We start from the raw sequence: 22,147 nt of genomic DNA, 5'->3' as shown, positions 1-22,147 counted from the left end.
TCTTTATCTATATTTAATTTTAAGCCATAGAATTATCAAGTTAAATAACAATGTCACGCTATTAGCAAGAATAATTGGCAAAGCTTGTAGATAAATTCCGTAGATTAACCACAAAAAAACACCAGTTATGAATGTAACCAGCGTCACCATAGAAACATCTTTTGCTGATTTTGTTCGCCACGTTTTAAACATCTGTGGCAAAAAAGAGATTGTGGTTATTGTGGCAGCCGCTAATCCTAGAATTGTCAGAAAATCCATTGCGATGCAAACCTATAAAATAAAGTTTTCATTGGTTAAAAAACTTATAAACTGATTTTTATCATACTGTATTAATGTCTTCGATTTGACATTGTAACGTAAGGTAGAAAGTGGAAAAAATAAAAAGGGAAAAGAGTTTAACTCTTTACCCTAATCACTAAAGGATATGTAATTGACACTAGAAAAACCTATCAATTAATTCTTCACGGGATAACTGCAACAGTAAAGGCGTAAACTCTTCTGGTGGTAACGTCAACAAAGGTTCAATAATTGCTTGAAGCTCATTATCTATTTCACCAAAGCGAACTTTGAGCAAGTTTTCCACCACCAAACGTTCTCCCTGCTGAATTCCTGTTTCGAGTCCCCGTTGTTCACCTTCTTGTATCGCCTGTTCTCGGTCTTGTTGGTAAAGTGGTGCTAATCGCATAAGTAATTCCCTATCTTCCTCGTCTTGATTTTGAGTGAATTGTAAGTTTTGTTGCAAGTTGTACAGCAATTCTAACGCTGCTTTTCGGAAAGGATTATCAAGAGTAAGCGCTTCTAATTCGTCAATTGCTTGCTTTTGAACGTTCCCTCTACCGATGATTCTCAGCCATAAGGTTTCTGAGATAGATGGCAACTGATGAATTGCTACTATCGCAGTACGCAAATATTCTGGCATGAAGTAGATTCCAGGCAGGTAGTCAACTTTTGGGTTAGCACCAAATCCTGATAAGAGTTGCGCTGATGCTGTGGGGGTAAGAATCCATAATTTTGGTAAATCAGATTCTAGAATGCGTGTTTTATTTCGATTGGACTGTCGTTGTAAATCGCCACGTACCTCTAATAATTTTAAGAGGCAATCACAAATCTCTATAGCTGATGCTGCGTTGCGAAATGGTTCAAGTAGAGAAGGGGTAGTGACAAGTTTACCTAATAATCCGAGTGTTTCTGGTATGTTACTTGGTTGTGGTTTAGGGATGAAATAAACGTCAATTTGTCTAACTTCTCCTGCGACTCGTCTAGCTGCTTGGACTTCGCCGTAAGGAGTGAGTAATTGTTCGAGGTAGTCTTTGGCAAATTGGTCGTGAATAAATCTGGTCATGTTGGTAATTTGGTGATACAAACCAGTTTATTTACCATTGTCTAACGATTTTTTGAGATAAGACTTAGCCCAAGAGTAGCGTTGTGAATCTTTTTTCAGTAAATATTTTGCTGCCTCATGTCGTTTATTCTCATCTTTTGTACTCCTGACTAATCGTTTTCTCTCATCATCTATATCTTCAGTTTTAGCACCGCGTTTAATTGCTTGTTCAAACCAATAATCTCTTTTTGCATAGTCACCCCTATCATGAGCAATAGCTGCCATCAATGTGTAAGGTTGATAACTGTCAGGGTGATATTCCATAGCATTTTTCGCACAAATCTCTGCATCAGCTAAGTTATCCATATCTCTGAATGCTGCACCTCTAGTAACTGAAATTGCTGACTTGAGCTTGCTTTCTCTGATTTGGCTAAAGTCTAAGTTAGTAAGTTTTAATGCCTGTTCAGGTTCATTTGCTTTGCGCCAATAACTACTAACTGTGGGAATATCCCATTTATGTCCAGTGCGGTGAAATTCCTGCTCATAAAACTCTGCTTCTAGCCTGTAATACGCAAGAGCAATTTTCCCGCCAGGAGATAATAGTTCCTCCTCCATAAGCTGCAAAACCAACTTAGGATCTAGCCGTTCTTTTTTCTCTAGTTTGACCATGATCGCGTAAAATGGCTCTAGCGGAAGTGAAGGATCTATCAATCCATATTTTCTCTTGAGAATAGCGAAGTGCTTTTGTTGAGCGAGAACAATTATATCTTCACGTCTATTATTTTTCAGCCACTCAATTTCTGATTCATTAAGTAGTTCTCCGAAATCTATCTTAGATTTTAGGGTAGAGGCGTATTTTTCATTTGCAATTTCTATAATCTCAGTCAGCTTGCGTTTTTTGAGAAAGTTAATATCCTGTTCACCTAACTGATTCGACAATTCAAGCCTTTTGAGAATTTTATACAGGTGACTCTTAGGCGTTGAATCCTGATACTCAGTTGCTTTATACTTAGCTTTCAATGCAGCAAATTCTCGTGTTTGTTCCAATTCTTGAGCAATGGCAATTGTTTCGCTAAGTCCTTGTTGTTCGAGCCAGTTAATTTCTGACTCACTCAAGTTATTTTTTGCATCAATGTTTTGCAGTATTAGATATAACGGGCTAAATAATGATAAATCTGGATGTTTAATCGCTTGGTATTTCTCTTTTAATTCAGCAAACTGAGCTTCTTTTTTTAACTCCTGTTGCTGAAAAATATCTGCTGTCTCAAATAGCTCTCGCTTTATCAGCCAGTCTAATTCAAGATCGCTTATTCTTTCTTGAATTTCCAGCTTTTTGAGAATTTTATATAGTGGACTATTAATTGATGAACCTTGGTATTTAGTAGATTGATACTTTATCTTTAAAATAAAAAAATGCCTCTCAAATTCCATCTTATTAGCAAGGGTAACTGTCGCACTAAGCCCATTATTTTTTAACCATTCAATCTCTGAACTAGTGAGAATTTTTTCTGAGTGAAGCTTCCAGAGAATCGGGTACAGAATAATAGAAATATTTTGGAAAGCTGCCGCAAATTTAGGGACTTGATACTGAGATTTGAGATGGGAAAACTCATTTTCTAGTTTTCTAAGTTCTTCTAACTTATATTGCTGCTGTTGGCAAACGATTTCAACTGTTTCAAAAAGTTCTTGCTCTCTTAACCAATCAAACTCTAATGTAGTTAGCTCAATTCCTAAATCAACTTTTCGCAATATAAGATACAGAAGACTAGAGGGTGATGAATCGTTATATTTAGTTGCTTGGTATTTGGATTTTAGGCTAGTAAAGTGTTTTAAACGATTTTGATACTCTTTATCTGTATTGATAGCAGTAGTCATAGTACGTAGTTAAATGTGTTATCTGCTACTATAGCAATAGCAGTAAAAAACGGCGAGTCAGACACGCACTGTTTTTATAGCGGTTCTCGGTTGAGTAGGCACTGAACCCCACCCCCAACCCCCTCCCCGCAAGCGATGAGGGGGCTATGATGTACCTTATGTGCTTAGGAAACGCTATATTTGCGGTGCTTGCTGCTATTTAAGTCGCCTGAAATACGTCGCACTGATCTGGGCTAACAGAAAATCAGGAATTAAAATCTTAGCAAGAGGCACAATAGTAGCTGGAACGATTTTCAAAACATATCGTTAAAAATCCCGTTGCCTGAAAGCTAGGGAATGTTGAAATCCCAAAAAATTATATGAATGCTGAAGAATTATTAAACCAAGGATTAAACCACAATTTGCAAGGGGATTATCAAGGAGCGATGCCTCCGGCAACCCCAGAGGGGTACGCAGCTTACACCGAAGCAATCAAGCTCAATCCTAACTATGCCGAAGCTTACCATAATCGAGGGATTATTCTAAGTGGTCAACTCAAAGATTATCGCAGTGCGATCGCAGATTTTAATCGCGCTATAGAAATCAATCCCAATTTTGCCACAGCCTATTATCACCGAGGTAATGCACGTTACTTTTTAGCCGATTACGAAGGAGCAATCGCAGATTATAACCAAGCATTACAAATCGATCCCAATCTCGCCCAATCTTACCACAGCCGGGGTAATGCTTACTTTGCCTTAGAAAAATACGACAAAGCGATCGCTGATTATATCCAAACAATCGAAACTAGTACCCAGTTAGCTGATAATATCAATATTGATATTGCCAATGCTTATCATAATCGAGGTGTAGCTTGTTTTGAGAGCGGCGATCATCAAGGAGCGATTGCTGATTTTCAACAAGCTTTACAGTGGCATCCCAATTTTGCAGCAGCTTACAGCAATCGAGGTAATATTCACCATATCTTAGGAAATTATCACGAAGCGATCGCTGACCACGACCGAGCATTACAATTAGATCCAAACTTGGCAGAAGCTTATCATAACCGAGGTAATGCCCACTACTCTTTAGCAGAGTATCAAAGTGCGATCGCTAATTTCAACCGCGCCCTAGAAATCAATCCCAGGTTTGCCGGAGCATATTACAATCGGGGACTGGTTCTTGCTCATCTCAAAGAATATCACCGAGCAATTGAGGATTTTAACCAAGCCCTAAAGTTCAATCCTGATGATGTGCAAGCCTATTGTGAGCGGGGTCTTGTCCGTAGTACTCTTGGGGATTATGAGGGTGCGATCGCAGATTATGACCAAGCGTTACAAGAAAATCCGACTCTAGCTTTAGTATACGGCTTTCGGGCGAACGCTCGTCGCCGACTGGGAGATTATCAAGGTGCAATTGAAGATAGCAATCGCCTATTACAACTTAATCCTAGTTTATCCGAAGGATATTGCGATCGCGCGGCGGCTCGTCGTTCTTTAGGAGATCATAAAGGAGCAATTAAAGATTACGATCGGGCATTACAGATTAATGATAACTTAGCCGCAGCTTATTACGGTCGGGGTATTGCCCGTGAAGCCCTGCAAGATTTACAGGGAGCAATTGATGATAATACCCAAGCAATAGAGCTTGTTCCTGAATTTTCTCAAGCGTACTGCAATCGAGGAAATGCTCGTCGTCTTTTGGGGGATGAACATGGAGCGATCGCAGATTATAATCAAGCATTAGAAATTAATCCCGATTTAATTGAAGCATATTACAACCGAGGTTCTACCCGCTATGCTTTAGAAGAATATGAAAGTGCGATCGCAGATTATACCCAAGCATTGCAAATAAATCCCCAATCTGCTGCATTTTACAGCGATCGCGCTAATGCCCGCTATGCCCTAGAAGATTATCAAGGGGCAATAGAAGATTATAGTCGAGCGATTGCGATCGACCCCAGCTTTGCTGAAGACTGGTACAATCGGGGTCGTAGCCGTTCTCTATTGGGAGACTTGCAGGGAGCGCTCACAGACTTGAACCTCGCTTTACAGCGTCAGCCTCATTGGGCTTCAGCTTACATCCTTCGGGGAGATGTCTACCGAAATCTGGGTGACTCTCAAAGAGCAATTGCGGATTTCCAGAAATCCGCAGACTTGTATTACCAAGAAGGAAATATCCAGTATTATCAACAAATTATTGAGCTAATTGAACAGCTTCAATAAAAGAACCCCACCCCCAACCCCTAAGCAGGGCTGTTTCATTCCCTAAAAGGCGTAAAATTACAAGTGCCGAGGGGATAAAAAATCATGGGTGCAAATCTGATTGAACAACTGCGACAAGTTAAAGACTTTCGCACAAAGGACGGGCAAAGACATCGCTAAACTTAATAGTAAGCTGGAACTGGTAAACCCTTAACAACCAATTGAAGAAGGCAGAAGGCAGAGGGCAGAGGGCAGAAGGTTCAATTTAGAAGGGGATTCAAACCCCTCCTAAATTGGGGCCACCAAATTTATAATTTGGTGGGTGTCTTAAACCCAAGTTCGCTACGGTCACGAGCTTCAGCGCTGGAATCAGAATTCCATAAAAGCCTTCAGCAAGAACTGCCTTCTGCCTTTCTTGATAAATAATCGCTCTTTAATTCCTCTGTACAAATAAAAATAAGAGCAAATTTTTGAACTTTAGATGGAGCGAGAGTTTGAACGTTTATTTTCTAAAAGAATGGCTAAAATTAAGGTTTTTGGTGAAATTCTTATGCTGTAAGCATCTAGATTATTCTCTCGCAAAAGTCATGAAGATATCTTGGAGAATAACATTCAACGGGTACTCAAAAGGTTGCAATACTTTAAAAGCGAGAAAGGTGAATAATAGATGAGCTATCACTACAGCATGGTAATTCAATGGTCGTTTGTCTAGTGGCGATCGCGTAGCGTGCTTAATTGCGTTCGGTATCGATTTAAGAGGAAATTATTTTAAGCGATCGCACATCCTCGACAAAGAGCAATATCTGACGACAAGCCGAGAAAGAGTCTACAGTTTTGCAATTCTTTAGACAAATGCGATCACCTACGGTGGGCGCTTGCGCCATCGCTCACCTTACTTTCCTATATCAACTAATTATGGGGTTATCTGATTGCTCAAGTTTTATATCCACTAAATTTTAAATTTGTCAATATCTGCTGTCTACAGCTAAAGTCTAATGTTAGAATCAAGTCCTCAGCTAAACTAGAGACTATACAAACCATTGCTAATTACTAGTATAATATGGCGGTAGTTTGCCTACCTTTAACAAGGGGATTTTGCCCCTTGTTAGTCTGGTTAATTGAGATGGTAGCTGGATTTACACGCCCGCTTTACTAGTTGCTATGTCTTTCGCTCTCGAAGGAAATCTGGTCAAATGGTAGAGATAATTCACGACTCTAGCGCGTCTGTCAAGTCAACTAATACTACAAAAATGGCTTAAAAGTTTAGGGATTGTGACACTTAGTTCGTCTCATTGCCCATAATAATAAAAGTAACCCTTCAGCAATTTACTGTTGTACTCTATTAGTAAATCATAACTATATTTTTAACTATGACTACGCAAACACTACCTCCACCAGAAGTTTATCAAGGTCAGTTTGGGGAATTTACAATTACTCAGAGCGATCGCACTGGCGTAATTATCTACCGCGCTGGGCTAATGGTAGCAGCACTGAGCTTTGCCATAGGCAGTGCTTTGGTTTTGCTCAACAATAACCCGGCTATTTTTACCGCACTTACACCTCTATATACTTGTTTTAGTCTCGCTCTTGGTGTAAGTTTATTTACCATTCATATCTATATGGCATCACTGCACCGAATATTGCAAATTTTTTGGGCGATCGGTAGTATAGCATCAGTGATTCTGGCAATCTCTAGTAGTGAACCTTTAGCTCTCACTGTTTACAATCAGCCTCTTACCTTATTTGGAGTTGGTTTGATCTTCGTTGCTTTGACAGGTATTTATTTTAAAGAGGCTTTTTGCTTCAATCGCCTGGAAACCAAAGTATTAACCCTAATAGTACCGCTACTCTTGTTAGGACATTTGGTGGGAATTTTACCAACTCAGGGGGAAAGTGTTTTATTAGGAATTTGGGCAACGTTGTTTTTGGTATTTGCCCTGCGAAAAACAGTGCAAGCAATTCCTGCTGATATCGGAGATAAGTCTGTATTTACTTACTTGAAAGAGCAACGTTTAGCTAAGGTTTAATGCAGAAAAATCGTCGGTGTCAAAAATTTCCAAAAATCAAACTAATAAAACGCCAAGAAATGTGGACACTTACGGCTCAGGGGTGGGCGATTGCAATCGCTTCGATTGCTTATTTAATATTTTTCACTATTACTCATGTACACTCATTTCTCGCCGTGACTTCCCCTATAAAATCAGCAGAAGTATTGGTTGTTGAAGGATGGCTACCAGATTATGCCATACAACAAGCTTTGACTGAATTTAAAAACGGTTCTTATAGTCTAGTAATTACCACGGGAGGCTCAATAGAAAAAGGAATTTATCTTAGCGAATACAAGAACTTTGCAGAAGTGTCAGCCGCCACCTTCAAGAAACTCGGTTTAGAATCAGAGAAGGTGGTAGCTGTTCCGACACCTGTGGTAATCAAGGATCGTAGTTATGCATCTGCTGCTGAATTTAATCGCTGGCTATCCGATTCCAATTTAAAGCTACAATCAATTAATGTTTTTTCTTTGGACGTTCACACCCGTAGGAGTTGGTTGCTGTTCAAAAAACTACTTAGCCCTAACATCAAAGTTGGTGCGATCGCTGCCAAAACACGAGATTATGATCCAAATAAATGGTGGGATTATAGCCAAGGTGTACGGACAATTATTGATGAAGGCATAGCTTATATTTATGCGCGGTTTTTTAATTGGAAAGCCTAAAGTTAATAATTCGTCACTCGTAATTTTGAGTTATGAATTACGAATTATGTTAGATAAGACCTAATTTGGGTGGGGTGCTTTTACTATAGGCAATTAGACGACATCATATTACTTTTCCAGGATTTGGAATAATGCTTGTCGGTAAATTTTCAGTCCTTCTGCGTTCAGATGATCACCATCGGTCGTCAAATTCTCTTTAAGAACATTATTCTCATACAATGGTGCTACTCCTGCTGCTGCAACTGGCACTTTTTCTGTTTCAGCAACTTGATTAATCAAAGCATTAATTTGTTCAACTCTAGAAAGTGGGGCTGCTATAGTTGGATCTGAGCTTGCTGCAACTGTTGAATAAAAAGCCGGAATGAGAAAAATCTCTTTATTACCCATTGTACGGATAAGTGCGATCGCCTCTTGCAGATTCTTGCTAAACAACTCATCACTAATTCCATACCAAGCATCATTTCCACCGACGGCAATAATAGCTTTTTCGCATGTAACCTTGGTAGGAATTAAACTTTTCAGTTGTTCCAGTAATGAGATTGTACTCAAGCCATTTAACGCAAAATTAAAAGTATCATTCCCAAGAGTATTACCAAGTCCAGCCGAAATAGAATCGCCAAATAAGCAACCTGAGAATTGTTTATCTTGGGCGGCAAGTATTTGATATTGCAGTGCAATTTTTCCTAAAGGGGAAGAACTTACATTGTCCTTTGGAGGTGCATCAGCAGAACCAGAAGAGGAATTTGCCATGCCGACTAGCTTAGAAATTTTTGACACATCAACAACTAGTTGATTACTGGGATAGGCTGCTAGAAAGCTGACTAATCCTAGACCTTCTGGTGATTTTGCTCCTATGATAATGGCAGATCGTAGGGCTTGTGTACTGGCTTGATCGCGACGGGCGATCGCTTGGGATGCAAAAGATAAAATTTGCTTGCCCATTCCTGTATTTATCAGCTTATCTAAAGCCACAATATCAAGAGACATTTTTACTTGAAGGGCATCTTGGAACTTCTGTTTCTCCTTCGCGCTGAGGTAATCTAGGAAAGATTGCAGATCGGCAGAAGCCTTTTGGTTTTCGGCATAGTTGCGTATATCTGCCACAGGGATCGATTGCTCAAACAATCCGTATCTGACAGTAACTTTCTCAGCCGCCAAACTAGGCAACAAACCAAGTCCACTGTGCAACAGTAAAAATATTAAACACCCAGATAGGCTTATTAAAAGACGATAGAAATATTTCATCACATGAAGATAAGAAGATAGTCAATAGTTAATAGTCAAGAGTCAAGAGTCAAAAGTCAAGGGGTTAGTCATTAGTCATTAGTCATTAGTCATTAGTCATTAGTCATTAATTATTCTTCCCCTGCTCCCCCTGCCCCCTGCCCCCTACTCCCCACTCCCCACTCCCCACTTTCCATTAATATCAACATCCAACCACAATTTGGGAATACTCAATCCAGTAGTGAGGATGAAACCGTGGTAGAAGAAGGCGCATATTGGCTAGCTTGGGCGCAAATTTCGGGAATTGGCCCGGTATTACTGCGGCGGCTGCAACAGCATTTTGGCACGTTGGCAACAGCTTGGAAGGCTACCAAGGTACAGTTGGGAGAAGTAGAAGGTTTTGGTTTTCAAACACTAGAAAAAGTAGTACAACAGCGATCGCGTTTGCACCCAGAACAACTATTCACCAAGCACCAGCAGGAAAATTCCCATTTCTGGACACCAGCAGATGCAGATTATCCCCGCTTACTGTTGGAAACTCCGAGTCCACCGCCGATTTTGTATTATCGCGGTGAAGTTGAACTCCAAGAAAATCTCGGACAAAAACCGATGGTTGGAATTGTCGGAACACGCCAACCCTCAGAATACGGTATCCGTTGGACTCGCCAAATTAGTACAGCTTTGGCTAAAAATGGCTTTACAGTTGTTTCTGGTATGGCAGAGGGAATTGACACAGAAAGCCACATCGCCGCGATGAAAGCAGGTGGACGCACGATCGCAGTTTTGGGAACTGGTGTAGATGTTATCTATCCACATAAAAATCGGGATTTGTACAAGCAGATTTTGACGGCTGGGTTAGTCGTGAGTGAGTACCCCACAAAAACCCCACCCGATCGCAAGCACTTTCCCCGCCGTAACCGGATTATTGCAGGTTTAAGCCGCGCTATCCTCGTAATGGAAGCGCCTTTAAAATCTGGTGCCCTAATTACTGCTACCTACGCAAATGAATTTGGTAGAGATGTCTATGCACTACCTGGAAGACTGGACGATCATCCATCCCAAGGGTGCTTAAAGTTACTGAGTCAAGGAGCTTCTTTCATCCTCAAAGAATTAGATGAACTATTAACAATGCTGGGAGCAATACCACAAATTGATGCAGTCGAGGCTTCCATAGCACCAGAACAGTTAATGCCAACTTTATCGCCGGAATTGCAAACGGTAATGGATGCGATCGCAAGTGATGCTTTACCTTTCGATTTTATTGTGCAACAAACCGGCATGGCTGCTGGTTCAGTTTCCGGTGCGTTGTTACAGTTGGAACTTATGGGTTTCGTTTCGCAATTACCAGGAATGCGTTATCAAAAAAGTTAAGAGTTAAAAGATACAGCAGAATTCAGAATTCAGAATTCAGGAGTAAAACACGCTTTATACCTGGGTAACAGACGCGAGCTTGTATACCTCACCAACTTGAAATCTGCTGTAATAGTATAGTTGAGCTTTTTAACTTTGTTTTTAGCGATTTAACTAACAGATTTATGGGAATATAAAAATACAATTTTGATATAAAAACAAATTACTTAAAATCATGAATCAATGGGCTTTTGAATACCAAGTAGAAAATATAGGTAAATCTGTTATTTTGCATGCAGACTGTTTCGAGTGGCTAAGTAGAATACCAGAAAATAGCATTCATGCAGTAGTTACAGATCCCCCTTACGGGGTGAAAGAATATGATTTTGACCAGTTGCTAAAAAGAGCAAATGGAAATGGAGGTATTTGGAGAATTCCACCATCATTTGATGGACATCAACGCGCACCTCTACCACGATTTACAGCACTTAGTACCAAAGAACGTCTAGTTTTAAAAAATTTCTTTGTAGAATGGGCAAAACTAGTGGTACGTGTACTTCGCCCTGGTGGTCATGTTTTTATAGCAAGTAATGCATTTCTTTCCCAGTTAGTTTTCTCTGCTTTAGTTGAGGGCGGTTTAGAGTTTCGTGGAGAATTGATTCGCCTGGTGAGAACACTTCGTGGTGGCGATGCCTGCGGCGGCAAGCTACGCCCAAAAAATGCCGAAGATGAATTTCCTCATGTGTCTTCCATGCTCAGAGGATGTTATGAGCCGTGGGGTATTTTACGAAAGCCGATACCAGTAGGAATGAAACTCAGCGAATGTTTGCGAGAATTTCAAACTGGAGGGTTAAGACGCAATAGAGATGGTACACCTTTGGGTGATGTTATTGCCAGTGAAAGGACACCTCAGAAGGAACGAGCTATTGCAAATCACCCAAGTTTGAAACCACAGTCTTTTTTACGTCAGGTAGTTTATGCTGCACTGCCTTTAGGTGAAGGTATAATTGCTGATACTTTTATGGGTTCTGGTTCGACAGTTGCGGCGGCGGAAGCTGTTGGTGTTTGCTGCATTGGTATTGAGCGTAATTTAGATTATTACGAGATGAGTTGCACTGCTATTCCTAACTTGATAACTTTAGAAATCCCTTCCCAAAATATTACAGACTTGCAATTAACGCTATGGTAGATTGGGAATTTGATAAATCCAATTGGACATCATTTTTTGATATCCAGATTTAGTAACACTGGCAGTTATTGTTCTGCGACTAATTTCCGAACGTCCAGAGAATGACCAATCATTTTTTGTGAGGCTAGCACCAATAACCTTGATAAAACGAAAGGGCTTTGGCTGAATACCTTGAACAGCGTCACTAGGACGGTTACTATCAAAAACAAATACCATCAGCCAAGTATCTTCGGGATTATGACCCTGCCATTTCGATGATACCGTAAAATTGATTCAGTTTTCTCATTTGGGTACAACCGAAAGGTCATTCGTCTTGTCGCCACAGTGCGTTTTTCCTCCAAAAATCTGATATATTAGTTAGAATACATCAGACACGACTGCTTGTCAAATGCTTGCGCGTAAAGGTTCACACGCTGTTTTCTCTATTCACTTGCACTTTCTTTTTATTACCAAGTATCGCAAAAAGGTAATTACTGAACCAATCCTTGAGAGGATGCACGAGATTTTTGCAAATATTTGCATTAAAACTAATTGCATTTTGGTGGAGTTCTCAGGTGAACAAGACCATGTTCATTTGTTGGTAGATTACCATCCAGATAACAACATTTCTGACTTTACTTCTAGCCTAAAATCTGCTAGCAGCAGGGTTATTCGGAAAGAATTTAAGGATCATATCGACAAGTTTTATTGGAAACCTTTGTTTTGGTCTAGCTCGTATTATGTTGCCTCAAGTGGCGGCGCACCGATTGACAAATTAAAACAATATATTAAAGAGCAAGATGCACCAACTGAATAAAATAGAAAAGGTTATTTCCACTTCGTTCCAATAACCCGCTCTAATCCCTACCCTACTAGGAGTTGAGGGTAGGGACTGCCGCGATCCGTTCAAAAATCCCAAATTAATTATCTTGGGGGATAATACTGGGGATTGATCGCTGGAGATTGATAACCGTTTGCGGGTACAGGACTCACGACAGGAGGCTGATAAACGCTCATGGGTACAGTGCCCGTTGTATTGTTAGGTAAAGCAGGACTTACAACAGGGGGCTGATAACCATTTGTGGGTATTATGCTTGTGCTACTGTTGGGTATGACAGCATTTTGGCTAAATTCTTGGTAAGTAACACTAGAAATTGAGCTAATCAATTTTTCGGCGCGAGGGTCATTATTGGGGCGTTGTACCATGACAGAGGCTATGTAGCGTTTGCCAGTTGGAACAATAACTAAACCTGCATCTGCCAGCATAGTACCAATATCGCCCGTTTTGTGGTATACTCTTGCGCCTGTTCCCAAACCGGATGGTAGCAGAGTGTCTCTCTGGGTGCGACGCAAGATATCGAGCATGAGATCGCGTGATGGCATACTCACTAAATTTCCCTGACTCACAATAGCCATCAAATTCCCCAATTCCCTCGGAGTAATGGTGTTTGTCCCTTGCAAATCCGGGAGTTGATTACGAATTGTTGTGGTTGTTAATCCCCAAGTGCGGAAACGCTGGTTTAAGGCGTCTATTCCTCCCAGTCGCGCAATCAGCATATTTGTCGCCGTGTTATCACTGACGGTAATCATTTTTGTGGCGACTTCCAGAGCGGCGTACTGGGTTCCGGCTGGTTGGCGTTGCAGAGTTCCCGAACCGCCAGCAACCATATTCTGTTGCATGGTCAGCATTTCATCAAGGCGAATTTTCCCCGCGTCCACATCCTGAAAAAAGGCAATCAAAATCGGCACTTTAATTGTGCTAGCCGCCGGAAAAGTGCTAGAGCCATTGACATCTACATAATTACCAGTATCTAAATCTAATAAGAAAACTCCGGGTGTAAGATTTGGGTTGGTCGCCGCCAAATTTTGCACAGCACTTTTCAAAGAGCTAATTTCCTGGGATAAGTACAGACTCGAAGCTGCAAGTGGGGGAGTTTGGGTAGGTTGTGGCTGCTCTTGCGTCACATTACTATTAGATTGCGGCGCAGAAGTTGTGCTGATGCGATTAGCGGGGTCTAATACTGACAATGCTGTGCCAACAATTGCACCCATGCCAACACCCACAATTAACAACCGCACAATATACAACAAGGTTTTGGCCATTGGTTTTAACCGTGTCTTGGGCGATGAACGCAGGCCTCTTTTTGGCTTTTCCATCCGCACTGTTTTCACCATCACAGCACCTGGTCGAAAGGGAGGAATTTTGCCCTTGACACTAGGTATTGGTTTTACTGCCGTTGGCATGACTAACCCCGATTTTACCCTACGTGTAGCACCGGGGATTGGGGGAGGACTGATCGGATTTTTTGGGCGTGTTAGCGCCGCTTCTCGTCCATTCGCAGGTTGCTGCTGGTTGTTAGCTTTAACTTTCTTCTTTACCACTTTTTGAACTTTTTGTGGCGGCTGGCGGCGATTTAAGGGTTGACGCCGCGAGAAAGCTGTTAGTTCGTCACTTGACTCTGACACAGTTACTCCTTGTGACCCACTTGGCTGTTTTCTTGCAGACTCCTAACCCAAAACTTAATCTTTAAGCAAATATTAATACTCAAATTCCACTTTGCCACTAAGTAGCATTTTTGTGTTTAGTTTAAGCCATATTAAATATTTTGGGAGATGAGTGCGTATATATTAAACAAATAATTACAAGTTTTCACCATCCCTTTGGTTTTTAAGGGCCCATTCTACCTGCTGCAAAATCCCTCGCAGCATGTATACTTCGCCTGTTTTCAGGTGAGCGCGATTATATATTTGGCGGAATTTTTCCATCCGACTAGCTGCCGTATGGGGATATACATAACCAATTTTTAATAATAATGATTCTAATTGCTGATAGTATCCTTCCACAACATCTAAGGGGGCGAGTTCAGTTTGGGTTAAGGTTTTAGTGTCAGGCTGGGTACATTGTGACAATTCATAACAGCAGATTGCTACGGCGGTAGCCAAATTTAGGGCTACATAATCTGGACTCGTGGGAATGCCAACAAACCTCTGTGCATAATTTAATTCTTCATTGCTTAATCCCCGGTCTTCCCTGCCAAAAATCAGTGCTGCGGGTTTTTCTGGTTCCTCCAGTAACCAGGGTAGTGCAGTGCGGGGGTTTTCTAAGGGTGTTTCCCAACTCCGAACGCGACCAGTGGTAGCGATCGCCCGTACACATCCATGCAATGCTTCTGGTAAAGTCGGCACTAATATCGCAGATTCTATAATTTCCTGAGCATGAACAGCCATCATCAAAGCTTCCGTCGATAGCGGATCGCATTGGGGGTTCACTAATACTAAATTATATAGCCCGAAATTTTTCATTACCCTGGCGATCGCTCCGATATTTATCGGCCCAGCTGGCTCTACCAACACAATTCTTAATCCAGCCAAGCCCATTTTTTGCCTCCTGCGATCGCACCAAATGATATTTTTAGGCTAATTCTCAGCATTGTTATGTTCTGCTGAAAAGTAACATGACATCATTCTAACTTTGCAGGTGAATGCCTACGGCAGGTGTGATAAACAATTACTCAGCGCATTCTCCGGCGTTGGGCTAGTCGTTCGTCGCTATTTATTTGTAGCAATCTAATCGTTGTTGTACGTCCTGGAGGCGTTAATCCTACTAGATTTAGTTCTGAAAAGGTGAAGTGTTCATCCCATTTCTGGGTACGTGGGTTGAAGAGAAAGCTAAAAGCCCCTGTTTCTGGAAAAAACGAGCCTAAGTCAGTGCCTTTATGACGGTTACATCGCCAGCAGGTGATATCATGTCCGCCAAATCACCCATACATAATAAAAGAACCCCACCCCCAACCCCTCCCCGCTTGCGGGGAGGGGAGCTAAAGCGCAGCTTTTGCGGGGTGGGGTTCCGGTTATTATGGTTAATTACCCGGACATCATATGAGGGCTAAATTATCAGCATCAGTTGCACCGCCATGCTTTTGGGCAATAACATGATCAATTTCATGGGGAAAAAAGGCAACTCCTGCGGGTAACTGGCAATATTCACATCTGTAGTTTGCGCGTTCTTCTATTAGTCGGCGAAGAACAACCGGAATATAGGTTGTACTCATGGTCAACTGGTCAAATAAGATAAGTTACCTGCTTTAATCATCCCAACTAAATGTTCAATACGTTCATATTCATCTAGTTCTTTCAACTCCGTGGGTGTGAGTTCACCTGCGTTACTGCGTGCTAGCAAAGTACGCAACCGTTCTTGCATTTCGGGAGTAGGTTTAAATTCAGCAATTTGTTCAGGAGTGGGATTGCTGGCCAAAAAATCTAGGATATATCGGTAAACTTGTGCTGGTACAGCTGGTTGTTGGAGGCTCAAAGCAAGTAGTTCAGGTAAGCGTAGACACGAAGTGGCTTGCCGCAAGGCATCGCCTACTTGTGCTAGTTGTTGAGATAGTTCCTCTGATACTTCCAGGGTAATTCTCGGCATGGTGCGCTTTTCTGAAGTGTGTCCTTCTCACCATTGTAAAGGTGGTAGAACAAGCATCAAATCAATATTACTCACTCTAATGTAATATCAGTCATTAGTCATTGGTCATTAGTCATTAGTCATTAGTAGCAATGACTAATTTCATACGTGCCTTCTGCCCTCTCTTTTATTTGTAAAAATTACAGTAATTACGCAAACAATAGCCGAAAACTATGATTTTTATACCAATTCACGAAAATCCTGATATATCATATAGATATCTCGTAGGGGCATGGCATTGCCATGCCCCTACCAACGTATTTGTATCATTATTAAAGTGAAATGGTATTAGGTAGGGGCAATTCATGAATTGCCCCTGAGCGCGTCTAGTTTTGAGTAAGTCCTAAATTAGTTCTAATTCATTCTTTTAGTCAGTGGGTTGCAACCTGAGATGATGAAATTACTGAACCATTAGCTGGATAACAGAGGCTATATTCAATTTTCAAAGTTATAAGTGTATCTACTATTGATTATGGATCAGCCTACAATAAAATCTTGGCAGGAAGTTCTCGCTACGTTTAAAAAAATCTGGGGTTATGAAGATTTCCGTCCGCCACAAGGAGAAATTGTCAGCAGTTTATTGGCACAAAAAGATGCGCTGATTATTATGCCCACAGGTGGAGGAAAATCGATTTGTTTTCAACTTCCTGCACTGTTACAAACAGGATTAACCTTAGTAGTTTCGCCCTTGGTGGCGTTGATGGAAAATCAAGTTCAGGAACTATTACAAAGCAATCAAAAAGCTGCACTTTTGCATAGTGAATTACCTTCATCTCAACGCCGTGCAACTCTGCAAGCTTTAGAACGTCAACAGCTAAGATTACTTTATTTATCCCCAGAAACTTTGCTAAGTGCGCCAGTGTGGGAAAGATTATGTCAGCCGCAATTGCAAATTAATGGCTTAATTTTGGATGAAGCCCATTGTTTAGTGCAGTGGGGAGACACGTTTCGCCCAGCTTATCGCAGATTAGGGGCTGTGCGTCCTGCATTGCTAAAATCAAAACCACCGGGAACAACAATCAGCATCGCCGCTTTTACCGCGACTGCTGACCCGTTAGCGCAAAAAATTATTCAAACAGTTTTACAATTACAGCAACCAGAGATTTTCCGCTTGAATCCCTACCGTCCTAATTTGCATCCCAGCGTTCGCATTGCTTGGACACCACGAGGTAGGAAACAACAATTATTAAAGTTTATTCAAAATAGACCGCAACAATCGGGGTTAATTTATGTTCGCACTAGGAGAGATAGCGAAGATTTAGCCGAATGGTTAGCAGACATGGGTTATGCAACAGCTAGTTATCATGCGGGATTGGGTGCAACAGAACGCCGTGCAGTGGAAGCAAGTTGGTTAAGTGATAAAATACCCTTTGTGGTTTGTACCTGTGCGTTTGGCATGGGGATTAATAAAAGCAATGTCAGGTGGGTTGCCCACTTTCACGCACCACATTTGTTATCTGAATATGTGCAAGAAATTGGTCGGGCTGGAAGGGATGGGAAACCGGCCGAAGCACTGACATTAGTAAGTGAACCTACGGGATGGTTAGATCCAGAGGATAAGCAAAGACAGGAGTTTTTTCAAGAAAAAATGCGATCGCAACAACAAATAGCGCAGCAACTTGTGAAAAAATTACCAAAACAGGGAGAAGTGAATGCAGTAACGCGACAATTTCCTGAAGGTGCTACGGCGCTAGCTTTACTCCACAGCAACGGTCAGCTAAACTGGCTTGATCCTTTTCATTACACCATTGCTCAAAAAGCCGGAAATCAACCACCAACCCAATTACACGCTGCTAAACAGATGCATCAATACCTGACAACTAAGCAGTGTCGTTGGCAGTTTTTGTTAAATGCCTTTGGTTTTGACAAAGAAGCTGCTAACTTGCGTTGCGGACATTGCGATAATTGCTGTCAATGAGTATCAAAGACTGGTTCATATCATGTCCGCATAATTAGTTATGATTCCCACAGTCATTCCACCCCACCCCGCCAAAGCTACGCTTTGTCTCCCCTCCCCGCTTGCGGGGAGGGGATTAAGGGGTGGGGTTCTTCGGGTTTAATAAGTAATCAAGCGGACATGATATCACGAGTATAAAAGACTCGTCGGCGAGTATCAAAGACTCGTCGGCGAGTATCAAAGACTCGTCAGCGAGTATCAAAGACTCGTCAGCGAGTATAAAAGACTCGTCAGCGAGTATAAAAGACTCGTCGGCGAGTATAAAAGACTCATTCACGAGTATCAAAGGCTCGTCGGCGAGTATAAAAGACTCGTTCACGAGTATCAAAGGCTCATTCACGAGTATAAAAGACTCATCGGCAAGTATCAAAGACTCGTCGGCGAATATAAAAGACTCATTCACGAGTATTAAAGACTCATCGGCGAGTATAAAAGACTCATTTACATTAGACCTCTTGCAAAAGTCGAACATCCGCCCGAAAATAAATTTTCGGGCTAATAGCTCAAGTCGGTTTAAACCGACTAATAACAATAATCTTAGTCCGTTTAAACGGACTTTTGCTATTAGCCTGGGACTTGAGTCCCTGGCGGGTCAAGGATTTTCGCAAGAGGTTTATATTCTCCAGGTAGGTTCACCCAATAGGATGAATTGTCATTTTCATAACCAAGTGACAATAGGGAAGTCAAGTAGAGGATGAAAATATGTCATCTGCTCAAGCGCTCTCTCTACCACCGCTAATTCCGCGCGAAATTCTGTTTGGGAATCCCGAAAAAACCAGCCCGCAACTCTCGCCTGATGGCAAGTACTTGGCATATATTGCCCCTGATAAGAAAAATGTCTTGCAGGTTTGGTTGCGAACTGTAGGACAAGAAGACGACCAGATACTAACTGCCGACAAAAAACGCGGTATCCGCATTTTCTTCTGGACTTATAACGCCGACCAGTTGATTTATATGCAAGACTCGGATGGCGACGAGAACTTTCACCTCCACTTGGTTAATATTCACTCCAAGATTGTGCGTGACTTAACGCCATTCCAGGGTGTAAAAGCCGAACTCGTGGAACTAGAACCCAAATTTCCAGATCAAGTGCTGGTAGCTTTGAACTTGAACAATCCCCAAAAGTTTGACGTTTACCGCATCAACTTAAAAAATGGTGCTGTGGAGTTCGACACTGACAACCCCGGTAACATTATCAGTTGGACATCTGACGCTGATTTCCAAATACGTGCAGCGACAGCTAGCACAGCCGATGGTGGTTACGACCTCTTATTGCAGAAAACGCCAGATAAACAGTGGGAAATTCTTCGCCACTGGGGGCCACAGGAAGAAGGAAATTCTGTAAGTTTCTCGGCTGATGGTAAAACCCTTTATATTCAAGGGAATCACGATGCTAACGCCAAACGTCTGCTAGCTGTTGACTTAGACACCCGTCAAGAAACTGTCATTGCTGAAGACCAGCAGTATGATGTTGTGGGGATAATCATTCAGCCACTGAGGCGAATTATCCAAGCAGTTTCTTTCTACAAAGATAAACAGGAATGGCAAGTAATTGACCAGAGTATCGCCGCAGATTTTGAGGAAATCGCTAAGGTGCGTCCTGGAGAATTCTCTATAATTAGCCGCGACTTGGAAGATAAAACTTGGGCTTTAGCTTATAGAACTGACAATGGCCCAGTTTATTACTATGCCTACAACCGAGAGTCAAAAACTAACACCTTCCTTTTTAGTAACCAACCGAAACTCGAAACGTTGCAGTTAGCTTCAATGCAACCGATTTCTTACGAAGCGCGGGATGGCTTAACTATCCACAGTTACCTGACAACTCCTGTGGGAATACCTACTCAGAATCTACCAACAGTACTCCTGGTTCATGGTGGCCCTTGGGCGCGGGATACTTGGGGTTTCTCTCCCACAACGCAATGGCTAGCTAACCGGGGTTATGCTGTTCTGCAAGTGAACTTTCGCGGTTCCACAGGCTACGGTAAAGCATTTTTGAATGCTGGAAATCGAGAATGGGCTGGCAAAATGCACGACGATTTGATTGACAGCGTGAATTGGTTAGTAGAAAAAGGCATTTCCGATCCGCAAAAGATTGCGATTATGGGCGGTTCTTATGGTGGTTACGCCACTTTAGTAGGGTTAACTTTTACACCAGAAATCTTTGCGGCTGGTGTGGATATTGTGGGGCCAAGTAACCTGATTACTTTGATAGAAACTATACCGCCTTATTGGGAACCATTGAAGGTAATGCTTTATCATCGTGTCGGTAACTTGGAGACAGAAGAGGAATTTTTGAAATCGCGATCGCCTTTATTCTTTGCTGACCGAATTCAAAAACCTTTACTTATCGGTCAAGGTGCAAATGATCCGCGAGTGAAACAATCAGAAAGCGATCAAATTGTCAATGCAATGCAGCAGGCTGGTTTGCCAGTACAATATGCACTTTACACTGATGAAGGACATGGTTTTGCCAGACCAGAAAATCGGCTGCACTTTTTTGCGATCGCAGAGGAGTTTCTCGCCAAATACTTAGGTGGCAGATTTGAACCTTTGGCAGATATCCCCGGTCACTCAGGAATTGTTAGATAAAGTTTCACGCATGGTGGTTAGTGTAATTCACTGACCACCTTTTGGCGGCAAATATTGGAGAAACTTAGACCTTATACCATTTCACTTTATGTTCTAGAGGAATTAGCACAGGATGAAATCAACCATACAACCAAATTCTGGGGATTTGGAGTCTGGACTTTCCCTGATACTGGGTTGATGCGAATTGGACGGACGCTGATCAAAACGCGATCGCCGTTTTGGTCAAGTTAAAGCTTCAGTGTCAGTTAGTGTACCAAACACCAGACATCGCCTCAAAATTAAACCGGATTTTTGCCATGAGCGATAAAGTAAAAGCACCCACATTACCACGATGGTATATGAGCGCTAATAAATGAAACATTATTGAGGATAATCTATCTGCTATGACAGACCGAAGTAACTATAAGAATAGCAGCCACTGGGTAAATAAACTGCAAGGGTAGTTACAAATGTTTTGTTAAAAATATTACTTACTGTAAATGTGATGCTTGACTTAGCCAAAATCCAATCGATTGCGAAATCCTATTCTCCTCAAGAACTGTTTGCTGCCTTGGTTTGGCAGCGTCGGTTCAATGAGTTTGATGGCGAAGAAGTGATTACTGACCTTTCTAGCCACAAAAATTTATGGGCAAGCTTTCTGTTCACAAAACCAATCTTTGCACCAGATGAAAACGGTTTAAGCTTTGGTGGTATGGTCGATACCCTGCTTGCAATGGCGAACTATCGCCCCATGCCTGAAACCAGCATCATCCATTTCATTGCTTATCCTGCCGATACGTTGTATATCCTGACAGAGAACCAAGACATAAAAGTGTCTGAGCTTTTAGACTTGGGCAAAAAGTGGCGAGCTGATTCAGTAGAGGTAAGTGATGGCACGAATGAAGACTACGGTTTGCGGCTTAAGCGCCGACTCAGAACTAGATTGGAAGGAGGGCTATGGGGTGAAGATGTTCAGCAGGATTGTGATGGAGTCATTGTTTCCTATTGGTGGGATTGAATTCTTGAAGTATCTCAATCAGAGAAATTGTAGACTACAATATGCAGTTATTTACACCATTTTGCTCCTGATCTTACCTGCACCCAAATCGATCAGCGATCGCAGTCTCTTAATTTTTTTTTGAGTAAATTATTCTTTGGTAGGTATTGAGCCGAAATCCTCGGCTCAATATCTATATTCCTTATCACAAAATCAGACTTATGTAATTATTATTTTGTCAATATAGCAATCCAATTTTATATTTGAACAGAGAAAATTTGGAAGGCTTATAAATCAAGCATTGTACAGAACGTACTGTTCACAAC

At 41.6% G+C, this 22,147-nt stretch carries 20 protein-coding genes and 1 pseudogene; 11 read left to right on the top strand and 10 right to left on the bottom strand.

Annotated elements, in window-relative coordinates; all coding sequences use genetic code 11:
* Positions 1-3 precede the first annotated feature (3 nt).
* Positions 4-201: a SemiSWEET transporter gene (locus tag LC586_RS23060; protein WP_229487002.1), complete on the bottom strand. Its 198-nt coding sequence runs from the start codon at positions 199-201 to the stop codon at positions 4-6.
* Between LC586_RS23060 and LC586_RS23055 the strand changes: the two genes are divergently transcribed.
* Positions 128-313, top strand: coding sequence for a hypothetical protein (locus LC586_RS23055; protein WP_229487003.1), 186 nt, complete (start codon positions 128-130; stop codon positions 311-313). The genes LC586_RS23060 and LC586_RS23055 overlap by 74 nt on opposite strands.
* A 123-nt stretch (positions 314-436) precedes the next feature.
* On the opposite strand, the gene LC586_RS23050 is transcribed toward LC586_RS23055, so the two are convergent.
* Together LC586_RS23050 and LC586_RS23045 are read right to left on the bottom strand one after the other, a co-directional pair.
* Positions 437-1,342, bottom strand: a complete 906-nt coding sequence (locus tag LC586_RS23050; RefSeq protein WP_229486993.1) for an RpnC/YadD family protein — start codon at positions 1,340-1,342, stop codon at positions 437-439.
* A gap of 27 nt (positions 1,343-1,369) precedes the next feature.
* Complete coding sequence (locus LC586_RS23045; RefSeq protein ID WP_229486992.1) at positions 1,370-3,196, bottom strand: hypothetical protein; 1,827 nt, start codon at positions 3,194-3,196, stop codon at positions 1,370-1,372.
* Between the two features lie 359 nt (positions 3,197-3,555).
* Here LC586_RS23045 and LC586_RS23040 point away from each other — a divergent pair, with 359 nt between their 5' ends.
* The 3 genes from LC586_RS23040 to LC586_RS23030 all read left to right on the top strand — a co-directional run bounded on the left by LC586_RS23040 (position 3,556) and on the right by LC586_RS23030 (position 8,092).
* The gene (locus tag LC586_RS23040) at positions 3,556-5,400 is read left to right on the top strand and encodes a tetratricopeptide repeat protein (protein ID WP_229486991.1); all 1,845 of its coding nucleotides are present in this window, start codon (positions 3,556-3,558) and stop codon (positions 5,398-5,400) included.
* Between the two features lie 1,349 nt (positions 5,401-6,749).
* Positions 6,750-7,406 carry a DUF2301 domain-containing membrane protein gene (locus LC586_RS23035; protein WP_229486990.1) on the top strand — a complete coding sequence of 219 codons (657 nt, stop codon included), beginning with the start codon at positions 6,750-6,752 and terminating at the stop codon, positions 7,404-7,406.
* The gene (locus tag LC586_RS23030; protein ID WP_229486989.1) at positions 7,406-8,092 is read left to right on the top strand and encodes an ElyC/SanA/YdcF family protein; all 687 of its coding nucleotides are present in this window, start codon (positions 7,406-7,408) and stop codon (positions 8,090-8,092) included. The genes LC586_RS23035 and LC586_RS23030 overlap by 1 nt, the downstream gene beginning before the upstream one ends.
* A gap of 108 nt (positions 8,093-8,200) precedes the next feature.
* Here LC586_RS23030 and LC586_RS23025 read toward each other — a convergent pair whose 3' ends face one another.
* The gene (locus tag LC586_RS23025; RefSeq protein WP_229486988.1) at positions 8,201-9,280 is read right to left on the bottom strand and encodes an SGNH/GDSL hydrolase family protein; all 1,080 of its coding nucleotides are present in this window, start codon (positions 9,278-9,280) and stop codon (positions 8,201-8,203) included.
* A gap of 291 nt (positions 9,281-9,571) precedes the next feature.
* On the opposite strand from LC586_RS23025, the gene dprA reads away from it, so the two are divergent.
* Together dprA and LC586_RS23015 are read left to right on the top strand one after the other, a co-directional pair.
* A complete protein-coding gene (gene dprA / locus LC586_RS23020; RefSeq protein WP_229486987.1) occupies positions 9,572-10,687 on the top strand; it encodes a DNA-processing protein DprA in 1,116 nt (371 codons plus the stop codon).
* 214 nt (positions 10,688-10,901) lie between these two features.
* Positions 10,902-11,855, top strand: coding sequence for a DNA-methyltransferase (locus LC586_RS23015; RefSeq protein WP_229486986.1), 954 nt, complete (start codon positions 10,902-10,904; stop codon positions 11,853-11,855).
* On the opposite strand, the gene LC586_RS23010 is transcribed toward LC586_RS23015, so the two are convergent.
* Complete coding sequence (locus LC586_RS23010; RefSeq protein ID WP_229486985.1) at positions 11,847-12,071, bottom strand: hypothetical protein; 225 nt, start codon at positions 12,069-12,071, stop codon at positions 11,847-11,849. The genes LC586_RS23015 and LC586_RS23010 overlap by 9 nt on opposite strands.
* Before the next feature lie 172 nt (positions 12,072-12,243).
* Between LC586_RS23010 and tnpA the strand changes: the two genes are divergently transcribed.
* A complete protein-coding gene (gene tnpA, locus LC586_RS23005; RefSeq protein ID WP_229486984.1) occupies positions 12,244-12,651 on the top strand; it encodes an IS200/IS605 family transposase in 408 nt (135 codons plus the stop codon).
* 107 nt (positions 12,652-12,758) lie between these two features.
* Here the strand turns inward: tnpA and LC586_RS23000 are convergent, their stop codons facing one another.
* From LC586_RS23000 to LC586_RS22985, 4 genes are all read right to left on the bottom strand, one after another.
* A complete protein-coding gene (locus LC586_RS23000) occupies positions 12,759-14,300 on the bottom strand; it encodes a serine hydrolase (RefSeq protein WP_229486983.1) in 1,542 nt (513 codons plus the stop codon).
* Positions 14,301-14,474: 174 nt separating this feature from the next.
* Positions 14,475-15,212, bottom strand: coding sequence for an RNA methyltransferase (locus tag LC586_RS22995; protein ID WP_229486982.1), 738 nt, complete (start codon positions 15,210-15,212; stop codon positions 14,475-14,477).
* 497 nt (positions 15,213-15,709) lie between these two features.
* A complete protein-coding gene (locus LC586_RS22990) occupies positions 15,710-15,886 on the bottom strand; it encodes an HNH endonuclease (protein ID WP_306423280.1) in 177 nt (58 codons plus the stop codon).
* Between the two features lie 2 nt (positions 15,887-15,888).
* A complete protein-coding gene (locus LC586_RS22985) occupies positions 15,889-16,257 on the bottom strand; it encodes a hypothetical protein (protein WP_229486981.1) in 369 nt (122 codons plus the stop codon).
* Between the two features lie 511 nt (positions 16,258-16,768).
* On the opposite strand from LC586_RS22985, the gene LC586_RS22980 reads away from it, so the two are divergent.
* Complete coding sequence (locus tag LC586_RS22980) at positions 16,769-18,214, top strand: RecQ family ATP-dependent DNA helicase (RefSeq protein WP_229486980.1); 1,446 nt, start codon at positions 16,769-16,771, stop codon at positions 18,212-18,214.
* A gap of 115 nt (positions 18,215-18,329) precedes the next feature.
* Here LC586_RS22980 and LC586_RS22975 read toward each other — a convergent pair whose 3' ends face one another.
* A complete protein-coding gene (locus LC586_RS22975; protein WP_229486979.1) occupies positions 18,330-18,785 on the bottom strand; it encodes a hypothetical protein in 456 nt (151 codons plus the stop codon).
* 170 nt (positions 18,786-18,955) lie between these two features.
* Here LC586_RS22975 and LC586_RS22970 point away from each other — a divergent pair, with 170 nt between their 5' ends.
* From LC586_RS22970 to LC586_RS22960, 3 genes and pseudogenes are all read left to right on the top strand, one after another.
* Positions 18,956-20,845 carry a S9 family peptidase gene (locus tag LC586_RS22970; RefSeq protein WP_229486978.1) on the top strand — a complete coding sequence of 630 codons (1,890 nt, stop codon included), beginning with the start codon at positions 18,956-18,958 and terminating at the stop codon, positions 20,843-20,845.
* Positions 20,846-20,935: 90 nt separating this feature from the next.
* Positions 20,936-21,058: pseudogene (locus LC586_RS22965) on the top strand (ferritin-like domain-containing protein); the annotation flags it as partial.
* 271 nt (positions 21,059-21,329) lie between these two features.
* Positions 21,330-21,842, top strand: coding sequence for a hypothetical protein (locus LC586_RS22960; protein ID WP_229486977.1), 513 nt, complete (start codon positions 21,330-21,332; stop codon positions 21,840-21,842).
* Positions 21,843-22,147 lie beyond the last annotated feature (305 nt).

It is taken from the genome of Nostoc favosum CHAB5714, from assembly GCF_020829495.1.
GTDB lineage: Bacteria > Cyanobacteriota > Cyanobacteriia > Cyanobacteriales > Nostocaceae > Nostoc > Nostoc favosum.
Note: the sequence above shows the minus strand (reverse complement) of the source record. Positions and strands in the feature narration are given on the sequence as shown.

Excerpts from the sequence above, each read along its gene's own strand:
- LC586_RS22980 (WP_229486980.1), top strand. The coding sequence starts at position 16,769 with ATGGATCAGCCTACAATAAAATCTTGGCAGGAAGTTCTCGCTACGTTT.
- LC586_RS22970 (WP_229486978.1), top strand. The coding sequence starts at position 18,956 with ATGTCATCTGCTCAAGCGCTCTCTCTACCACCGCTAATTCCGCGCGAA.
- LC586_RS23030 (WP_229486989.1), top strand. The coding sequence starts at position 7,406 with ATGCAGAAAAATCGTCGGTGTCAAAAATTTCCAAAAATCAAACTAATA.
- LC586_RS23040 (WP_229486991.1), top strand. The coding sequence starts at position 3,556 with ATGAATGCTGAAGAATTATTAAACCAAGGATTAAACCACAATTTGCAA.
- LC586_RS23055 (WP_229487003.1), top strand. The coding sequence starts at position 128 with ATGAATGTAACCAGCGTCACCATAGAAACATCTTTTGCTGATTTTGTT.
- tnpA (WP_229486984.1), top strand. The coding sequence starts at position 12,244 with ATGCTTGCGCGTAAAGGTTCACACGCTGTTTTCTCTATTCACTTGCAC.
- LC586_RS23015 (WP_229486986.1), top strand. The coding sequence starts at position 10,902 with ATGAATCAATGGGCTTTTGAATACCAAGTAGAAAATATAGGTAAATCT.
- LC586_RS22960 (WP_229486977.1), top strand. The coding sequence starts at position 21,330 with ATGCTTGACTTAGCCAAAATCCAATCGATTGCGAAATCCTATTCTCCT.
- LC586_RS22995 (WP_229486982.1), bottom strand. The coding sequence starts at position 15,212 with ATGGGCTTGGCTGGATTAAGAATTGTGTTGGTAGAGCCAGCTGGGCCG.
- LC586_RS23050 (WP_229486993.1), bottom strand. The coding sequence starts at position 1,342 with ATGACCAGATTTATTCACGACCAATTTGCCAAAGACTACCTCGAACAA.
- LC586_RS22985 (WP_229486981.1), bottom strand. The coding sequence starts at position 16,257 with ATGCCGAGAATTACCCTGGAAGTATCAGAGGAACTATCTCAACAACTA.
- LC586_RS23045 (WP_229486992.1), bottom strand. The coding sequence starts at position 3,196 with ATGACTACTGCTATCAATACAGATAAAGAGTATCAAAATCGTTTAAAA.
- LC586_RS23035 (WP_229486990.1), top strand. The coding sequence starts at position 6,750 with ATGACTACGCAAACACTACCTCCACCAGAAGTTTATCAAGGTCAGTTT.
- LC586_RS22990 (WP_306423280.1), bottom strand. The coding sequence starts at position 15,886 with ATGAGTACAACCTATATTCCGGTTGTTCTTCGCCGACTAATAGAAGAA.
- LC586_RS23010 (WP_229486985.1), bottom strand. The coding sequence starts at position 12,071 with ATGGTATTTGTTTTTGATAGTAACCGTCCTAGTGACGCTGTTCAAGGT.